Below are 15,257 nucleotides of genomic sequence, written 5' to 3'. Positions count from 1 at the left end.
ATGGCCGCATCCTCCTTCTCTGCGGCCGATTTCGCCGCCATCGACTCCCAACTTGCCGCCACCGACCAGCTGCTGGAGCGCAATTACCCCGGCGACGACGGCACCCGCCAGCCCGTGCACACGGTGTACGTCCCGGCGGACCGTTTCACGCCGTCGCTCTCCGCGGAATGGGGCGCCCAGGCGATCACGACGGCGGAGGCCCACGGCGGTCTCGAAAGGCTCGGTACGTTGCTGGGCCAGGAGCCCGAACTGGCTGCCGCCGTCGCCACCCGTGTGGCTGCCAAGTTGCGCAGTGAACCGATCGAGGACTTGCGCCTCGACTTCGAGGACGGCTACGGCGACCGGGGCGACGAAGCAGAAGACGTCGCGGCCGTAGCGGCTGCCCAGGCTGTCAGCGAAGCCGTTGCCGCGGGGTCCGCGCCGCCGTTCATCGGCATCCGGTTCAAGTGTTTCGAGGCCCCCGCCCGGGCACGTGGCCTGAAGACCCTGGACCTGTTCGTCTCCACTTTGGCCTCGGCCGGAGAACTGCCCGAGGGACTCATCCTGACCCTGCCGAAGGTCACCACGGTGGCCCAGGTGCAGGCCATGGACTTCGCGGTCTCCCGACTGGAGGAGATCCACACGCTCCCGGCGGGCCGGCTCCGTTTCGAAGTCCAGGTGGAGACGCCGCAACTGATCCTCGGCCCGGAGGGGACCTCCCCCGTGGCCCGGCTTCCCCACGCAGTTTCGGGCCGCATCAGCGCATTGCATTACGGCACCTACGACTACTCCGCTTCGTTGCAGATCTCCGCGGAGTACCAGTCCATGGAGCACCCGGTGGCGGATTTCGCGAAGGAAGTCATGCAGCTGGCCGTTGCGGGAACGGGCATCCGGCTCTCCGACGGCTCCACCAACATCATCCCCGTGGGCGATAACGTGGAAAACGCGTGGAAGCTGCACGGCCGCTTGGTCCGCCGCTCCCTTGAACGCGGCTACTACCAGGGCTGGGACCTGCACGCTGCCCAGTTGCCGAGCCGTTTCGCCGCAACGTATGCCTTCTACCGGGAGGGCCTGCCCGCCGCCGCGGCCCGCCTCCGCAACTATGTGGAGCGTACCGAAGGCGGCGTTATGGACGAACCCGCCACCGCCCGGGCCCTGGCCGCTTTCGTCCTGCGCGGCGTCCAGTGTGGAGCGGTGGGTTCCGAAGAAGTGCTGGCGCTTGCCGGCGTCGAACTCCCCCGGCTGACTGCACTGGCGCATCCGCGGCTCGCACACACCACCTCCAAGTAAGGATCCAATGATGGGCAAGTACTACTATCCCCAGGGCGGCCTGCCGCCGCAGACCCACCTCACCACCGAACGCGCAATCGTCACGGAGGCCTACACGGTCATCCCCAAGGGCGTGCTGACCGACATCGTAACCAGCAACCTGCCGGGCTTCTCGAACACGCGTTCCTGGATCATTGCCCGCCCTATCTCCGGATTCGCCACCACGTTTTCCCAGCTGATCGTTGAGATCGGCCCGGGTGGGGGCGCTCCCAAGGCCGAGTTCGAGGCCGGCGTCGAAGGCGTCGTCTTCGTCACCAAGGGCAAGGTCAACCTGACCCTCGACGGCGAACTGCACCAGCTCGAGGAGGGCGGCTACGCCTACCTCGCTGCCGGTTCCAACTGGGGCCTTGAGAACGTCTCGGACGACATCGTCTCCTTCCACTGGATCCGCAAGGCCTACGAACGCCTTGAGGGCTACGAAGCCAAGTCCTTTGTCACGAGCGACGACGAAGTTGAGGCCGGCGAAATGCCGGACGTCAACGGCGTCTGGGCAACCACACGCTTCGCGGACCCCAACGACCTGGCCCACGACATGCACGTGAACATCGTGACGTTCCAGCCCGGCGGGGTCATCCCGTTCCCGGAAACCCACGTCATGGAACACGGCCTGTACGTCCTGGAGGGCAAGGGCATGTACCTGCTCAACAATGACTGGGTCGAAGTGGAGGCGGGAGACTTCATGTGGCTGCGCGCCTTCTGCCCGCAGGCCTGCTACGCCGGCGGCCCGGGTCCGTTCCGCTACCTGCTTTACAAGGACGTCAACCGTCAGGTCAAGCTGACCTAAGGCACTCCTTTCCCAACTGACTCGCAGTTAATGTCGTTATGAGCGCTCATAACGACACCTACTGCGAGTCAGTTGGGTTTGGGGCCGCGCCCGCGTTTTCGGCGTTGACCCCCTCGCTTCCGAAGAGGACGATCGAAACTACGGGGGCAAGGGCGCCTGGCCCGTTGCCCCGCAGCGTAGCTTCAGGAGGCAGCCATGGAGGCGGCGCGGGCCTCTCGGACTTCCCGCGTATCCCGGACTTCGCGGCGAGCGCGGATGGCCGTCGTCCTGGCTCTGATCCTGGCGTCCGGTTCATGCACCTACCCTCTGACGGCTGAACCCCCGGCGAGTACCTCGTCGTCCGATTCCCAAGGGGCAGTACCCGAATCCCCCGTTGCGGATTTCTTCGCGCATGAAATGCTCAACCGGGGTGCGCCGGCCGTCGTCGTCCAGATCAAAGTCCGGGGCCGGGAATGGTCCCAGGCCTACGGCAGCCAAGACGTCGAGACCGGCGAACCGGTGGCCGTGACCGACCGGATCCAGGCCGGAGGCATCACCCAGTCCATGGTGGCGGTCTCGGTGCTCAAGCTGGTCCAGGAAGGAAAGCTGGGCCTCGAGGACCCTGTCACTCAGTACTTCCCGGAATTCGGGCAGCTCGTCCATCCGCCGGGCCCCGTCACAGTCCGCTCCCTGTTGAACCACAGCTCCGGCCTGCCCGACGCGCCTGTTGCCATCCTGAAGGCCATGCCGACCAAGCGGGCCATCGACACGAGGTTCAGCATCGAGGACTACCTCCGCATGGCCGGGACCGTGCCGTGGACGCACGCGAACTTCCAGCTCTTCCGCTACTCGGATGCGAACTACTTCGCCTTGGCGGCGATAGTGCAGAAGCTCCGCGGCCGGCCGATCGGCGATGTCCTGAAGTCAGATATCTTCGTGCCGCTGGGAATGAGCCACACCTCGCTGGCATCCGAACCTGACCGGGATGCGCGCGACATGATCCAGAGCTATGAATTCATCGACGGCGAGCGCGTCAACGCCTCGCAGCCGGAGTATCTCGTCGGTTCCCCCGCAGAGGGCGTCATCTCCACGGTGGGCGATATCAACACGTTCTACGCAGCGCTCATGCAGGGCAGGCTCCTCACGGCGAGCACCCTCCGCGACATGCAAACCCTGTGGCAGGAGAACCACGGACTCGGGCTGCAGCGTTGGAATGACGAATGCACGAACGGCTTTTACTACGGCTACGGCGGCAGCACCTGGTTTGCGAGCATCGCGTTGTCCACGAGCGACGGGAGCCGCCAGATAGCCATGAGCTTCGCCTATCCATCCGACACGGACAAACACATTGAATCGACGGATGGCAGCGGCCAAGCGGAGTTCGAGCAGCTCCGGCAGGTGGCCATCGCCACGATGAACGGGCTGTGCTGAGTCACGACGCATCCTGCTAGGGTCTGTGCATGGATGAAAAATTGGGGAAATTCATCGAGGACTTCGGAACACTGACAAGGCTCTCCCAGCTTGGCTTTGACCATGGCGACGACGGCGAACAACTTCTACAGGCACTGACCGGGCACCTCGCGGTTCCCGCCCATGAACTGTCCGTCGTGACGGAGGAGATCCCGCAGCACCGTCTGGTGGATGTGGACATCGTGATGGAAGGGCTGGCCGGCCGCGACCCCGAGCGGCGGCTGGTAGGAATCGGCGGCGGCGATCAGCGCCACCACATGTCCTTCAGCGACATGTTGCAGCAATCCCGCAGCTACCCGAGGTTTCCCCTCAGCCAGCCGGACTACAGCAACCTGGCCACCGGTCCGGACCAACAGCGCCAGGCCGTTGCGCTGGGGCTCTGGCTCTTCAGCTACGCCGGATCGCCCATAGCGGTCCTCCAACGTGGTGCCAAGATCGAGCGTGGCCGGCAGACTGCGTCGCTCGAAGTCCTGGCCACCCACCCTGCCGTCGCGTCGAGGTTCCTGGCCGAGGTGCGGCGCGAAATGGAGCACAAGAGCGTTTTCAAAGGCCAAGTCATCTCGCTCTCCGTCAGCGACTACGGGCCGGGCATCAGCGGAGTGACCTTCATCCGGCGGCCGCAGCTCGCCAACAGTGACGTGGTCCTTCCGGACGGGCTCCTCAGCAAGGTGGAGAGCCACACCCTTGGCATCGCACGGCAAGCGGACATCCTTGCGGCACACGGTCAGCATCTCAAACGCGGCCTCCTACTCTATGGAGCGCCCGGGACGGGCAAGACGCACACGGTCCGGTACCTGCTGAGCCAAAGCGAAGGTACGACGGCGGTGCTCCTCTCGGGCGGCTCACTCGCCAGAATTTCCGAGGCGGCCAAGATCGCGCGGGCCTTGGCGCCGTCCATCGTGGTGTTGGAGGATTGCGATCTGATCGCCGAGGACCGCAGCTTCGGCCACGGGCCCAAACCGTTGCTCTTCGAGGTACTCGACGCCATGGACGGGCTGGACAACGACGCCGACGTCGCGTTCGTTCTGACCACCAACCGGGTGGAACTTTTGGAACGGGCCCTCGCCCAGCGGCCAGGACGCGTGGACCTGGCAGTGGAAATCCCGCTTCCGTCCAAGCACGAGCGGGTGGAACTTCTGCGGCTGTATTCCAACGGAATCGCGTTCTCCGCCTCGGCGATCGAAGCCGCGGCAGGCCGGACCGCCGGCACCACGGCGTCGTTCGCGAAGGAGCTGATCCGACGCTCGGTGGTCGCCGCCGCGCTGGCAGACGAGACTCCCGGAGACCCGCACCTGGGCACCGCGGTGGGACAGCTCATGGCCGACGGCGAGGCCCTGACTCGTAGCCTGCTCGGAAGCAACGGGAGCGCGGAGTAACCACGTTGTCGATCGGGAGCACTGTCCTTGGCGCCAGGGCCAATCCGGCGACAGGAATCACTCAGGCCGGAGACTTCTCCTGTTCGGGTTCCTGGTCGGCGGGCGTCCACGTGAGCTTGACCGTGGCTCCGTCGTTGTTCTCGTCGATCCTCAAGCGCAGTTCCTCGCCATAGAGGAACTCGTGTTCAAAATGCCGTCCGTCAATGCGCGCCGCATCCAGGAGCTTTGTCATCGCCGTTGCCATCGCCCGGCCCCAGTCATGCGGATTCTTGCTGGACGCGTCTTCAAGGGCTGAATAGCTGACCATAGATCAATTGTTCTCCGGCTCGCGACGTTCTGCCAGACCTCGGTCCGGTCCGGACACCAGCCGGAAGCAGTTTCCGGCTTCCTCCGGTGGCCGTAACTCTTATGATGCACTCCTCGGGCCCGGCTGCAGGCTAAGTCCCGCTGCGGCCATGTCCGCCGCGAGTACACCGGTGAGTTTGGCGTGCCCGGCAGCGTTCAAGTGGACGCCGTCCACCAAGTCCCCGGCAACCTGGTATTTGCTGATCCAGTCCCCGACGCTAAAGAACGGAGCACCGGCCTTGGCCGCAATATTGCCCAGCAACGCGTCAACCTCGGTGCGGCGCCCCCCGCCCGCGTTGGCACCCCTGGCAAGGGTTCCGATCATCACGAGCTTCGCCTGCGGGTACCTCTTTTTGAGGGCGGCGAGGAGCCTGTTGGCGTTGGCCGTGATCTGCTCGTCGCTGGCGTTGTGGGAGGCATCGTTGCCTCCACCTTCGACAACGATCAGCGGCGGCGTCCCGTAGGGCAGCACCCAGTCTCCGCGCTGCAGCGCATCGATATAGTTTCCGCTGCTGCTCGTCGCGGCGACGTATCCTGTACCGCCCCGGGCCACGGAGTACACCTTGTAACCAAGCGAGCCCAAAGCCCCCCGGGGCCATGAGCCCAGGGGCTCAGACTGGGAGTCCCCGATGAGGACGGCGGTGTGCCGGACGTCCGCGAGGATGATTTCGTTCCGGTTGTTGCTGGGGTTCTTGTACAAGGACCCCACGGGAAGCTTTGACGGATCTTGTCCGGACTCAGGTTTCTTGGGACTCTGGCCCGCTGCGGCTGGACTACCCGAGGGTGCAACGGGTGCCGCTGTCTGCCTGCCGCTGGATGAGTCGCCCGGTTCAGCAGGCGCCTGCGAACAGCCTGCCAAAAGTACTCCGGCTGCGATCACGGCTGCGGCGGAGCGGAATATGCGAGATTTGTGCATCGGCCTGTCCCGGGCTTGCTTTCTGTTCGTTTTAGCGCTGTAAAAGCAACTTTCCATTGCTCATAGACCGGTGGCGGAACGAGCCGACAGCCTGCCTACGTCGGAGTCTATTGGATCGGGACGGGGAAGGTCACGGCGAGGTGGGAATTATCCTCGCCGGATGGCCGGTGTGGAAGAATTTCATTTCGCACCCCCATCATTCCGACGCACAGATAGGAACCACGTGCACGCACCGGCGCCCGAGCCGGAAACCCGCTCCGTCCCCGATGTCCGTTCGCGGCGATCATGGACGGAAAGACTGCGCTCAGCGCAGCTCACCTTGGGATTTGTCATCGTTTTCTGGGGATTGGGAGCGCTGACCTCCAGCCTCGCCACGGGGCCGGACGCTCAATTGCGGCTCAATTTCGCACTGACGCCTCGCTCCGTACCTGATCACTGGTGGGCCGCGGCGACGTCCGCCTTCTGGGCCAGGGACCTGACGGGCTATGTGCTTGAAACAGCTTTGGTGCTGTTGCTGGGCCTGCCGCTGGAACGCCGGATGGGACAGCGGGCGTACGCAATCGCTGCGGTCTCCAGCCAGATTCTGGGCGTTGGCATTGCCCTGGGATTCCTTGCCTTGGCCCAAGGCTTGCTCGGGAACTGGACAGCCGAGATAGGCAGCCACCTCTTCGTGGGTCCGAGTGCGTTCATCATCGGTACCGCCATGGCGGGTACTGCGTCCATGGCAACCCTGTGGAGGCGCCGGATCCGGCTTGTCGTCTTCGCCTTGTTGCTCCTCCTGGCCCTCTACAGCGGAGGGTTTGCGGACTTGGTCAGGCTCGGCGCCGCAACCGCGGGCACGGTTCTCGGGCCCCTGCTCATGGGCCGCCGGCCGAGGTTTGCACGCCCGGTCAGTTCCCGGCACGAAGGCCGGGTGCTCCTTTCGCTTCTCCTTGCCGCATCGGCGATCGGTCCGGTAGTCGCCGGCCTCATCCCGCATGCGGTGGGGCCGTTGTCCATCCTGCGTTTCCTGTTCACCAACATCCAGCCTGTCGATCCCCAAGCACTCCAGAACGTCTGCTCCGATCCGGCGCAAGCGAAGGACTGTGCGGTCGCGCAGTTGCAATTACGTGCCGGGGCCGGTGGGATCTTCATGGCCATCCTTCCGTCCTTCCTCTTGCTGCTGCTTGCGGAGGGCCTGCGCCGCGGACGGCGCTTTGCCTGGGTGGGGACCCTTTTGATCCAGGTGGGGCTTTCCGTTCTCGCCGGAATCGCACTCGCCGGAGTCTTGCAGCAGACTACTTCAGACACCGGCGCCAGCGAGGGGATTGTCGCAATCGAAGGATCGGCTTCCTCGCAGCCGTTCACTTTTGCCCTGCCGCTGCTCCTGCCCCTTGCGCTGACCATCATTCTGCTCGCGACCCGGCGCTTGTTTCATGTCCAGGCCCCTAAAGGGACCTACCGGCGCCTCGCGGTGCGTGTACTTGCGATGGCTGCCGTGCTCAGTGCCGTCTATGTCGGCGCCGGCCTCTTGCTCGCCCAGGACTTCTCCCCCGTTCCGGGACTACCGGAACTACTGGCGGATGTCCCGGACCGCTTCCTTCCGCTGGGCTTCGTCCTGGATGTTCCCCCGGCGATCTTCCCCCAAGGCACGGCCGCCGTTCTCGTGTACGAGGGCGTCGGCGTCGTCTTTTGGGCGGTCGCCGGTGTCCTGATCTTCAGGACTTTCCTCCACCAGGCCCACACCCGGCACGACGCCAGTACGGAGCGTGCCCGGAAAGTCATCAAGACGTGGGAGGGAAGCTCACTGTCCTGGATGACCACGTGGCCGGGAAACATGTACTGGTTCTCCCCTTCCGGGCAGTCCTTTGTTGCCTACCGCGTGAGCACGGGGGTCGCGCTCACGCTCGGCGGCCCGGTGGGACCCACATCCGAGAAGACCGCCGTCTTCGAAGAATTTTCCCGTTATTGCAGGGGCAATGGGTGGACGCCGTGTTTCTACTCGGTGCCCCAAGAGTTGCGCGACCATGCGGATTCCGCCGGTTGGAGCTCTGCGCAGGTAGCCCAGGAAACGGTCCTGCCATTGCATTCGGTCTCCTTCAAGGGAAAGAAGTTCCAGGACATCCGTACGGCGTTGAACAACGCATCGAAGGCGGGCATCCGCTACGAATGGACGAGCTATGCCTCGGCTCCCTTCTCGGTCCAGGTCCAGATCGAGGAAATCTCCGAAGAATGGGTGGCAGACAGGAACATGCCCGAAATGGGCTTTACCTTGGGCAGCCTCGACGAACTCGACGATCCGGAGGTGCGCTGCCTCCTTGCAATCGACAAACGCCACACGGTCCACGCAGTCACCTCTTGGCTGCCTGTATACCGCAACGGTCACATCGTCGGCTGGACCCTCGATTTCATGCGTCGCCGTAGCGGCGGCTTCCGGGCCAGCATCGAATTCCTCATCGCGTCCGCGGCCCTCAGCCTCAAGGATGAAGGATGCGAATTCGTGAGCCTCTCCGGTGCGCCTCTGGCTCGGGCCGAAGAGGACCCTTCCGAGATGCCTCGCCCGAAGCCGCGATCCCGCCCTCCCGGCAACCTCGACCGCCTGCTCGACTGGTTGGGGGCGACTTTGGAACCGGTCTACGGATTCCGGTCCCTCTTGGCATTCAAAGCAAAATTCCGGCCGCGATACGAGCCGCTCTACATGCTCTACCCCGACGCCGCTTCCCTGCCTGCCGTTGGGACCGCAGTGGCACGGGCCTACCTGCCAACGCTCAATCTCGGAGCGGGCCTGGCCTTGGCAGGCCGGATCTTCCGATGGCCCAAGCGCTCCGGAACGTCAGGGCGAAACCGCTCCTGAGGCCGACGACGGCTCTTGCGCCTCTGCCGAAGCGCCCGACGCCGGGACCCCGCCGATCGGGACATTGCTGTGGTGCGCTTTGCCGTGGTGAAGTTGCAAGGCGCTGAGCACCAAACCGAAATGGCTGAAGGCCTGGGGAGTATTGCCAAGTTGCCGGCCCGCGTGTGCGTCCCATTCTTCGCTCAACAGGCCCACGTCATTGCGCAGGGCCAGGAGCCTCTCGAAGAGGGCTGTCGCCTCTGCCCGGCGCCCGGCGCCCAAGAGTGCGTCCACCATCCAGAAGGAACACGCAAGGAAGACGCCCTCCCCGCCCGGCAGTCCGTCGTTGCTGTCTTGCGGGCGGTAGCGCAGCACAAAGCCGTCTTCGGTCAGCTCACGCTGGATGGCGTCAATGGTGCCTATCACGCGCGGATCGTCGTGCGGCAGGAAGCCCACCTTGGGGATGAGGAGAAGGCTCGCGTCCAGCTCCTTGCTCCCGTAGGACTGGACGAACGTGTTGCGCTCCGCGTCGAATCCGTGGGTCATGACTTCGTCGTGGATGGTGTCCCGCAAAGCCTCCCAGCGATCCAGCGGACCGGGCATCCCGGCTTCACGGATTCCGCGGACCATGCGGTCCGCCGCAACCCAGGCCATCACCTTTGAATGCACGAAGTGGCGCCGCGGGCCGCGTACTTCCCAGAGCCCGTTGTCCGGCTTGTCCCACGTGCTCTCAAGGTGGCGCATGAGGGCGGTCTGGATGGCCCAGGACTCATCGCCGACGGTCATCAGCGATGCCCGGGTCAGGGACAGGCAGTCCAGGACTTCTCCCCAGACGTCCAGCTGGAGCTGCTCCGCTGCCGCATTCCCGATGCGCACCGGCTTGGAACCCTGGTATCCGGAAAGCCACGTCAGCTCCGTCTCGGGCAACCGCCGGCGACCGTGCAGGCTGTACATGATCTGGAGGTCGGCCGGGTCGCCTGCCACTGCGCGGAGTAGCCAATCCCGCCACGCGCTGGCCTCCTCGGTATAGCCCGCGGCCAGGAAGGCTTGAAGGGTTAGCGTGGCATCACGCAGCCAGCAATAACGGTAGTCCCAGTTCCGCGGTCCGCCGATCTGTTCGGGGAGCGAAGTAGTGGCGGCGGCAACGATGCCCCCGGTTGGCGCATAGGTGAGGGCCTTCAGCGTGATCAAGGAACGCTGGACGGCTTTCCGGTACGGCCCCCGGACGTTGCAACGCTTGGACCAATCCGTCCAGAATGCCGAGGTGTCTTCGAGGGCGATATCCGCCTCGACGGTGCGGGGCCGCCGTTCGTGGCTGGGCGCCCACGTCAGGACGAAGGGCACGTGGTCACCCGCGTTCACGGTGAACTCGCTGACCGTGGTGAAGTCCTTGCCTACCAACGGCGCAGGGGTCTTGAGGTAGACGGAGTCCGGACCGGCAACCGCGCGGAGGCCGTGCCTGTCGCGGCGGACCCAGGGCACCACGTGCCCATAGTCGAACCTCAGGATCAGTTCCCCGCGCATCTTGACCGTCCCGCGGATCCCTTCCACCACGCGCACGATGTCCGCGACGGCGTCGCGCGGCGGCATGAAGTCGATGACCCGGACGTGCCCTTCTTTGGTTTCCCACTCTGTTTCCAGGATGAGGGTCCCGTCCCGGTACTGGCGGCGCGTGCAAATTCCCCCGGCTTCAGGTGCCAGGAGCCAACGCCCCGCTTGGGGGGAATCCAGGAGCGCGGCGAAGCACGCCGGCGAATCGAAGCGCGGGAGGCACAGCCAGTCTATGGAGCCCGCCGTGCTGACCAGGGCTGCGGTGTGCAGGTCCCCGATCATCGCATAGTCTTCGATTCTTTGGCCGGTAGGCGGTTGACCGTTCACTGTCCCTTTCCTAGTGCTGATTCAATGGCGGCTATGGCCTTGGCCGTGATCTCTTCCCGCCGGCCGGAGCCATCGACGGCGAGGACTATCCCACGCTCGGAGTACCGCTCGACCACCGCCTGTGTCTCGTTGCGGTAGAGCTCCAGGCGACGCCGGATCACCGGTGCTGTGTCATCGCTTCGGCCCTGCTCCTGTGCCCTGCGGAGCATCCGCGCGACGAGCTCGTCGTCGTCGACCGCCAGTTCGACGACGGCATCCAGCTGCTGCCGGTTGCCGGCCAGAATGCCGTCCAAAGCCTCGATCTGCGCCGTGGTGCGGGGATATCCGTCAAGGAGAAATCCTGCCAGGACGTCGGTGTTGCCAAGCCTCTGGCGGATCATGGCGTTGGTGACGTGATCCGGCACGAATTCGCCGCTGTCCATGTACTTGCTGGCCTCGGCTCCGAGTTCCGTCTTGCCGCCGACGTGCGCGCGGAAGATGTCTCCCGTGGAAATGGCAGGTATGCCGAAATGACCGGCGATGTGCTCAGCCTGGGTACCTTTGCCCGAGCCAGGAGGGCCCATGATGATCAATCGCGTCATGATACTGTCCGTTCGTGAAGCGGTTTGCGTGCCCCGGCATTGTGGCTCGAGCTTAGCAACTGTGGAGCGCTCGCGGCAGGGCCAAGGCAGCGTGCTTCAGACCGTCGCGGGGTCGGTGTTGGCACCGCACAGGATCACGGCCACCCGTTCCCCTGCTGCCGGAACATACGCTCCGGAGTTCACGGCCGCGAAAGCGGCGGCTGCGCCATGTTCCACGACAATCCGGTACTGCTCCCAGAGCAGTGAGCGCGCCGCGGCGATGTCGTCGTCGGACACCAGGACCGTCCGGACGCCTGTGCGGACGGCCACCTCGAAACCGATCCTGCCGATCTGCCGGGCACCCAGGGAATCCGCGGCGATCCCGGAGACGGCCACATCAACAGGTTCCCCTGCAGCGAGGGCCGAATAGAGGGTGGGAGCGTTGTCCGGCTCGACTCCGACAACCCTGGCGTGACCTTCGACGGCGGCCGCGATTCCTGCCATGAGCCCGCCGCCTCCAACGGCCACTACAACGGTGTCCACCTCTCCCAGCTGTTCCAGCAGCTCCGAGCCGACAGTGCCGGCGCCGGCGGCGATTTCGGCTTGGTCGTAGGCATGGCAGTAGACGGCGCCGGTTTCCGCGGCGTAGTCCAGGGCGGCCTCAAACGCTTCGGCGTATTCGCTGCCGCGCTGGACCACCGAGGCTCCGCTGGCCTTGAGCTTCTTGACCTTCACGGCAGGTGCGGTTTCGGGGACAAAAACGGTTGCGGGCACTCCGAGTTGCGCCGCGGCGTAGGCATTCGCAAGCCCTGCATTGCCTCCCGAGGCGACGACGATTCCAACATTGTCCTTCAGCTCGCCGCGCTCCCGGGCGGCAAGCACGCGGTTGAAGGCACCCCTCGCCTTGAACGTCCCGGTGTGCTGCATGAACTCGCATTTGAACCACAATTGCCCTGGCACCGTCCCGGCATCCGCCTCGAAAACGGGCGTGCGGCGGACCCTCCCCGCAATCCGGGCGGCAGCTTCATCGACGTCGACGCGTGTGATCATGGTAGGTCCTCGTTCCGTGCAGTCAGATCCTGGGCAGGCGCTAGCCTCAGGCTATCGCTTACCGGGCCCACGCTTAGAGGGACTCGACGTCGGCCGTTCCGAGCTGTTGCCGGCGGGCCTGGCGGTTCCGCAGCCAACGGCGGGCAAGGTCCACTGCGGCCCAGATTCCGGCGAGGGGAGACAGCACGACCACGCCGTAGATGAAGATCATCCACGTCAGGATGGCCAAGGGCTGCTGCGCTCCGCTCAACCAGGAGAGGCCGCCGAGCAAGCCGATTGTCCAGAACAAAACCACTCCCACGAGCACTGCTCCCGCCGGAAAATACTCGCTCCTCACAACAGCCATCAGCGTCTCCACCGGCTGCCACCTGCCTTCCATCACCGCGCCCGAATAACTTCAGTATGCATCCGGAAAAACGCCGGACACGGCCAGCGCGCGGGCGAAGTGACGAACATAACCAAGGGGGGCGTGTCGCCACGGATTCGGGAGCCTATGTGACGGGTGGAATGGCGGCGTAATCTGAAAAGACGCACGGTTGATAGCTGGAAAAATGGCTCGGAAAAACAACCCGAAAAATGGTTTGGCCAGGGTCCTGCGAAGGATCTTCGGATTCTTCCTGGTGAGTGCTGTTTGTGGCGTCTTGGCCGCCGGGCTAGTAGTCCCCGGCGTGGCGTCGGCCGGGATGGCCGTCAGTGGTTCGATCCAGTACTTCGACAACCTCCCGGGTGATCTGGTGGTCAATTCGCCGTCGCAGTCCACCAAAGTGCTCAGCGCAGACGGAAAGACGATCGCCACCTTTTATGCGGAGAACCGTGTCCGGGTCAGCCTGGACCAGATGTCGCCGTACATCAAGGAAGCGATTGTAGCCGTCGAGGACAACCGCTTCTACGAGCACGGCGGCATCGATCCCCAGGGGATCCTCAGGGCATTGGCCTCGAATTTCACCAAGGGCACCAACGAGGGTGCGTCGACTCTGACCCAGCAGTACGTGACCAACGTACTCAACGAGTCCCGTTTGGCGGCAGGCCAGACCGGGCAAGTGGTGCTGAGCGGCCAGAAAACCCTGGGTGACAAGGTGCGGGAGATGAAACTCGCCGTCGAACTCGAGAAGAAGTTCACGAAGGACCAGATCCTGGAGGGCTACCTCAATATCGTGTTCTTCAACCGGGACGCGTACGGCATCGAAGCCGCGGCGGAGCATTTCTTCAGCGTTTCCGCGAAGGACCTGAGCCTTCCGCAGGCGGCCCTGCTCGCCGGCCTGGTCAACAGCCCCAGCTACTACGACCCGTCCGTCCATCCGGACAACTCCATCAAACGGCGCAACCTGGTGCTGGCCGATATGCTCGCCCAGCACAAGATCCAGCAGGCAGCCTACGCGGCCGCGGTGGCCACTCCCCTCAAGCTCAACATCACGCCGGGGAAGCAGGGCTGCGCGGCTGCGGACATGGCAGTGTACTTCTGCGACTATATCTCCCACCTGATCCTCAACGACCCTGCATACGGTGCCACCGTGGCTGACCGGGAAGAGCTCCTGTATCGCGGCGGCCTGACGATCAGCACCACCTTGGACAGCCGCTTGCAGGCGGTGGCCCAGCAGCAGGTCGATGCCACGGCAGGAGCGAACCCGGACAAATGGGGCGCCTCCCTGGTCTCGGTGCAGCCCGGCACGGGAAAGATCCTGGCCATGGCACAGAACACGGTGTTCCTGGCCGAGCCCGGCAAATTCGATACCCAACTCAACTTCAACGTTGATTCCGTTGACGCCAACGGCAATGACCTCAACGGAGCCGGGGGCTTCCAGCCAGGTTCCGCAATGAAGCCATTCACTTTCACGGAGTGGCTCAACGAGGGCAAGTCCTTGACCACGGTGGTGGACGCGTCGCGGAGGGTCTATCCGCTCGGATTCCCTTGGAGGGACAGCTGCGGGAAGGTACTCGGCGGCTACAGCACGGCCCAGAAAATCGCGGGCCTTGGCACGGCTGACGATCTCCGCAACAACGACGAGGGCTACTACCGCCCGATGCCCGTCAACTACGGGCTCTACAACTCCATCAACACCGCAACTTTTGCCGAGGCGAGCCAACTGGACTTCTGCGGCATCCAGAAAGTGGTGGATGCGGTGGGTCTCCACAGTGGCGTGGACACTGCACCCGTGAACATGCACCAATTGGGCAATCTCCTCGGCGGCACCGAGGTGTCCCCACTCGTGATGGCCGATGCCTTTGCCACTTTCGCCAATGACGGCACGTACTGCGGGCCGATCGCGATTGTGGGCATCACGGATCCATCCGGCGGGAAGCTGCCGGCCCAAGCCAGTTCCTGCCGCCCGGCCATCAAGCCCGACGTTGCCCGCGGCGTCAACTCGGTTCTCCAAGACGTCCTGAAACGGGGATCCGGTATCTACATTCAACCGAAAGTCCAGGCCTTGTTCCCTACCGCGGCAAAAACGGGAACGAACAACAGCAATGGCTCTACTTGGGTGGTCGGATACACCACCGGGCTCGCGACGGCGTCCTTCTTCGGCGACACGATGGCAGGACAGAGCCGGGCCGGACAGAACGTCACCATCAACGGCAAGTTCTACACCGCCATCGACGGTTACATGCTGGCAGGGCCGCAATGGGCCAACTACATGACGCAGGTCGCCGGGCTGTATCCGGCAACAGCCTTCCCGGTGCCACCTGCGTCCATGGTCGGGACGCCCACGCCGAGTCCTTCACCCTGAGTTTCAGAATTCCTGTCCAGTAGCACGGACCGTCACTTCGGAGACGTCGACGC

The 15,257-nt window shown here is 64.4% G+C and carries 12 protein-coding genes; 6 read left to right on the top strand and 6 right to left on the bottom strand.

Annotated elements, in window-relative coordinates:
* The 4 genes from AC3WJU_RS08120 to AC3WJU_RS08105 all read left to right on the top strand — a co-directional run bounded on the left by AC3WJU_RS08120 (position 1) and on the right by AC3WJU_RS08105 (position 4,917).
* Positions 1-1,269, top strand: coding sequence for a DUF6986 family protein (locus AC3WJU_RS08120; RefSeq protein WP_492259600.1), 1,269 nt, complete (start codon positions 1-3; stop codon positions 1,267-1,269).
* Between the two features lie 10 nt (positions 1,270-1,279).
* Positions 1,280-2,092, top strand: coding sequence for a bifunctional allantoicase/(S)-ureidoglycine aminohydrolase (locus AC3WJU_RS08115; RefSeq protein ID WP_284753733.1), 813 nt, complete (start codon positions 1,280-1,282; stop codon positions 2,090-2,092).
* Between the two features lie 255 nt (positions 2,093-2,347).
* The gene (locus AC3WJU_RS08110) at positions 2,348-3,502 is read left to right on the top strand and encodes a serine hydrolase domain-containing protein (protein ID WP_492259599.1); all 1,155 of its coding nucleotides are present in this window, start codon (positions 2,348-2,350) and stop codon (positions 3,500-3,502) included.
* Positions 3,503-3,531: 29 nt separating this feature from the next.
* A complete protein-coding gene (locus AC3WJU_RS08105) occupies positions 3,532-4,917 on the top strand; it encodes an AAA family ATPase (RefSeq protein WP_492259598.1) in 1,386 nt (461 codons plus the stop codon).
* A gap of 61 nt (positions 4,918-4,978) precedes the next feature.
* Here AC3WJU_RS08105 and AC3WJU_RS08100 read toward each other — a convergent pair whose 3' ends face one another.
* Positions 4,979-5,224: a hypothetical protein gene (locus AC3WJU_RS08100; RefSeq protein ID WP_059389455.1), complete on the bottom strand. Its 246-nt coding sequence runs from the start codon at positions 5,222-5,224 to the stop codon at positions 4,979-4,981.
* A gap of 99 nt (positions 5,225-5,323) precedes the next feature.
* The gene (locus AC3WJU_RS08095; RefSeq protein WP_441433292.1) at positions 5,324-5,971 is read right to left on the bottom strand and encodes an SGNH/GDSL hydrolase family protein; all 648 of its coding nucleotides are present in this window, start codon (positions 5,969-5,971) and stop codon (positions 5,324-5,326) included.
* Between the two features lie 430 nt (positions 5,972-6,401).
* Here AC3WJU_RS08095 and AC3WJU_RS08090 point away from each other — a divergent pair, with 430 nt between their 5' ends.
* On the top strand, positions 6,402-9,011 hold the full coding sequence (locus AC3WJU_RS08090) for a bifunctional lysylphosphatidylglycerol flippase/synthetase MprF (RefSeq protein ID WP_492259597.1): 2,610 nt from the start codon (positions 6,402-6,404) through the stop codon (positions 9,009-9,011).
* Here AC3WJU_RS08090 and AC3WJU_RS08085 read toward each other — a convergent pair.
* The 4 genes from AC3WJU_RS08085 to AC3WJU_RS08070 form a co-directional block, all read right to left on the bottom strand.
* The gene (locus tag AC3WJU_RS08085) at positions 8,991-10,823 is read right to left on the bottom strand and encodes a glycoside hydrolase family 15 protein (RefSeq protein ID WP_492259611.1); all 1,833 of its coding nucleotides are present in this window, start codon (positions 10,821-10,823) and stop codon (positions 8,991-8,993) included. The two genes, AC3WJU_RS08090 and AC3WJU_RS08085, sit on opposite strands and share 21 nt — an antisense overlap.
* Before the next feature lie 41 nt (positions 10,824-10,864).
* Positions 10,865-11,449 (bottom strand): adenylate kinase, encoded by a 585-nt coding sequence (locus AC3WJU_RS08080; RefSeq protein WP_284989943.1) that lies wholly within the window; start codon positions 11,447-11,449, stop codon positions 10,865-10,867.
* Between the two features lie 96 nt (positions 11,450-11,545).
* Positions 11,546-12,478 carry a threonine/serine dehydratase gene (locus AC3WJU_RS08075; protein ID WP_284989942.1) on the bottom strand — a complete coding sequence of 311 codons (933 nt, stop codon included), beginning with the start codon at positions 12,476-12,478 and terminating at the stop codon, positions 11,546-11,548.
* Positions 12,479-12,551: 73 nt separating this feature from the next.
* Positions 12,552-12,824, bottom strand: a complete 273-nt coding sequence (locus tag AC3WJU_RS08070; RefSeq protein ID WP_253257435.1) for a hypothetical protein — start codon at positions 12,822-12,824, stop codon at positions 12,552-12,554.
* Positions 12,825-13,029: 205 nt separating this feature from the next.
* Here AC3WJU_RS08070 and AC3WJU_RS08065 point away from each other — a divergent pair, with 205 nt between their 5' ends.
* Positions 13,030-15,204 (top strand): transglycosylase domain-containing protein, encoded by a 2,175-nt coding sequence (locus AC3WJU_RS08065; protein ID WP_306961877.1) that lies wholly within the window; start codon positions 13,030-13,032, stop codon positions 15,202-15,204.
* Positions 15,205-15,257 lie beyond the last annotated feature (53 nt).

The organism is Arthrobacter sp. FW306-1B-F12A, from assembly GCF_058781865.1.
The sequence above is the reverse complement of the archived record's forward strand: the minus strand, read 5'-3'. Positions and strand labels throughout refer to the sequence as shown.

Coding starts and splice junctions, on each gene's coding strand:
- AC3WJU_RS08115 (WP_284753733.1), top strand. CDS start 1,280: ATGGGCAAGTACTACTATCCCCAGGGCGGCCTGCCGCCGCAGACCCAC.
- AC3WJU_RS08105 (WP_492259598.1), top strand. CDS start 3,532: ATGGATGAAAAATTGGGGAAATTCATCGAGGACTTCGGAACACTGACA.
- AC3WJU_RS08100 (WP_059389455.1), bottom strand. CDS start 5,224: ATGGTCAGCTATTCAGCCCTTGAAGACGCGTCCAGCAAGAATCCGCAT.
- AC3WJU_RS08110 (WP_492259599.1), top strand. CDS start 2,348: ATGGCCGTCGTCCTGGCTCTGATCCTGGCGTCCGGTTCATGCACCTAC.
- AC3WJU_RS08070 (WP_253257435.1), bottom strand. CDS start 12,824: ATGGCTGTTGTGAGGAGCGAGTATTTTCCGGCGGGAGCAGTGCTCGTG.
- AC3WJU_RS08075 (WP_284989942.1), bottom strand. CDS start 12,478: ATGATCACACGCGTCGACGTCGATGAAGCTGCCGCCCGGATTGCGGGG.
- AC3WJU_RS08080 (WP_284989943.1), bottom strand. CDS start 11,449: ATGACGCGATTGATCATCATGGGCCCTCCTGGCTCGGGCAAAGGTACC.
- AC3WJU_RS08065 (WP_306961877.1), top strand. CDS start 13,030: ATGGCTCGGAAAAACAACCCGAAAAATGGTTTGGCCAGGGTCCTGCGA.
- AC3WJU_RS08085 (WP_492259611.1), bottom strand. CDS start 10,823: ATGATCGGGGACCTGCACACCGCAGCCCTGGTCAGCACGGCGGGCTCC.
- AC3WJU_RS08120 (WP_492259600.1), top strand. CDS start 1: ATGGCCGCATCCTCCTTCTCTGCGGCCGATTTCGCCGCCATCGACTCC.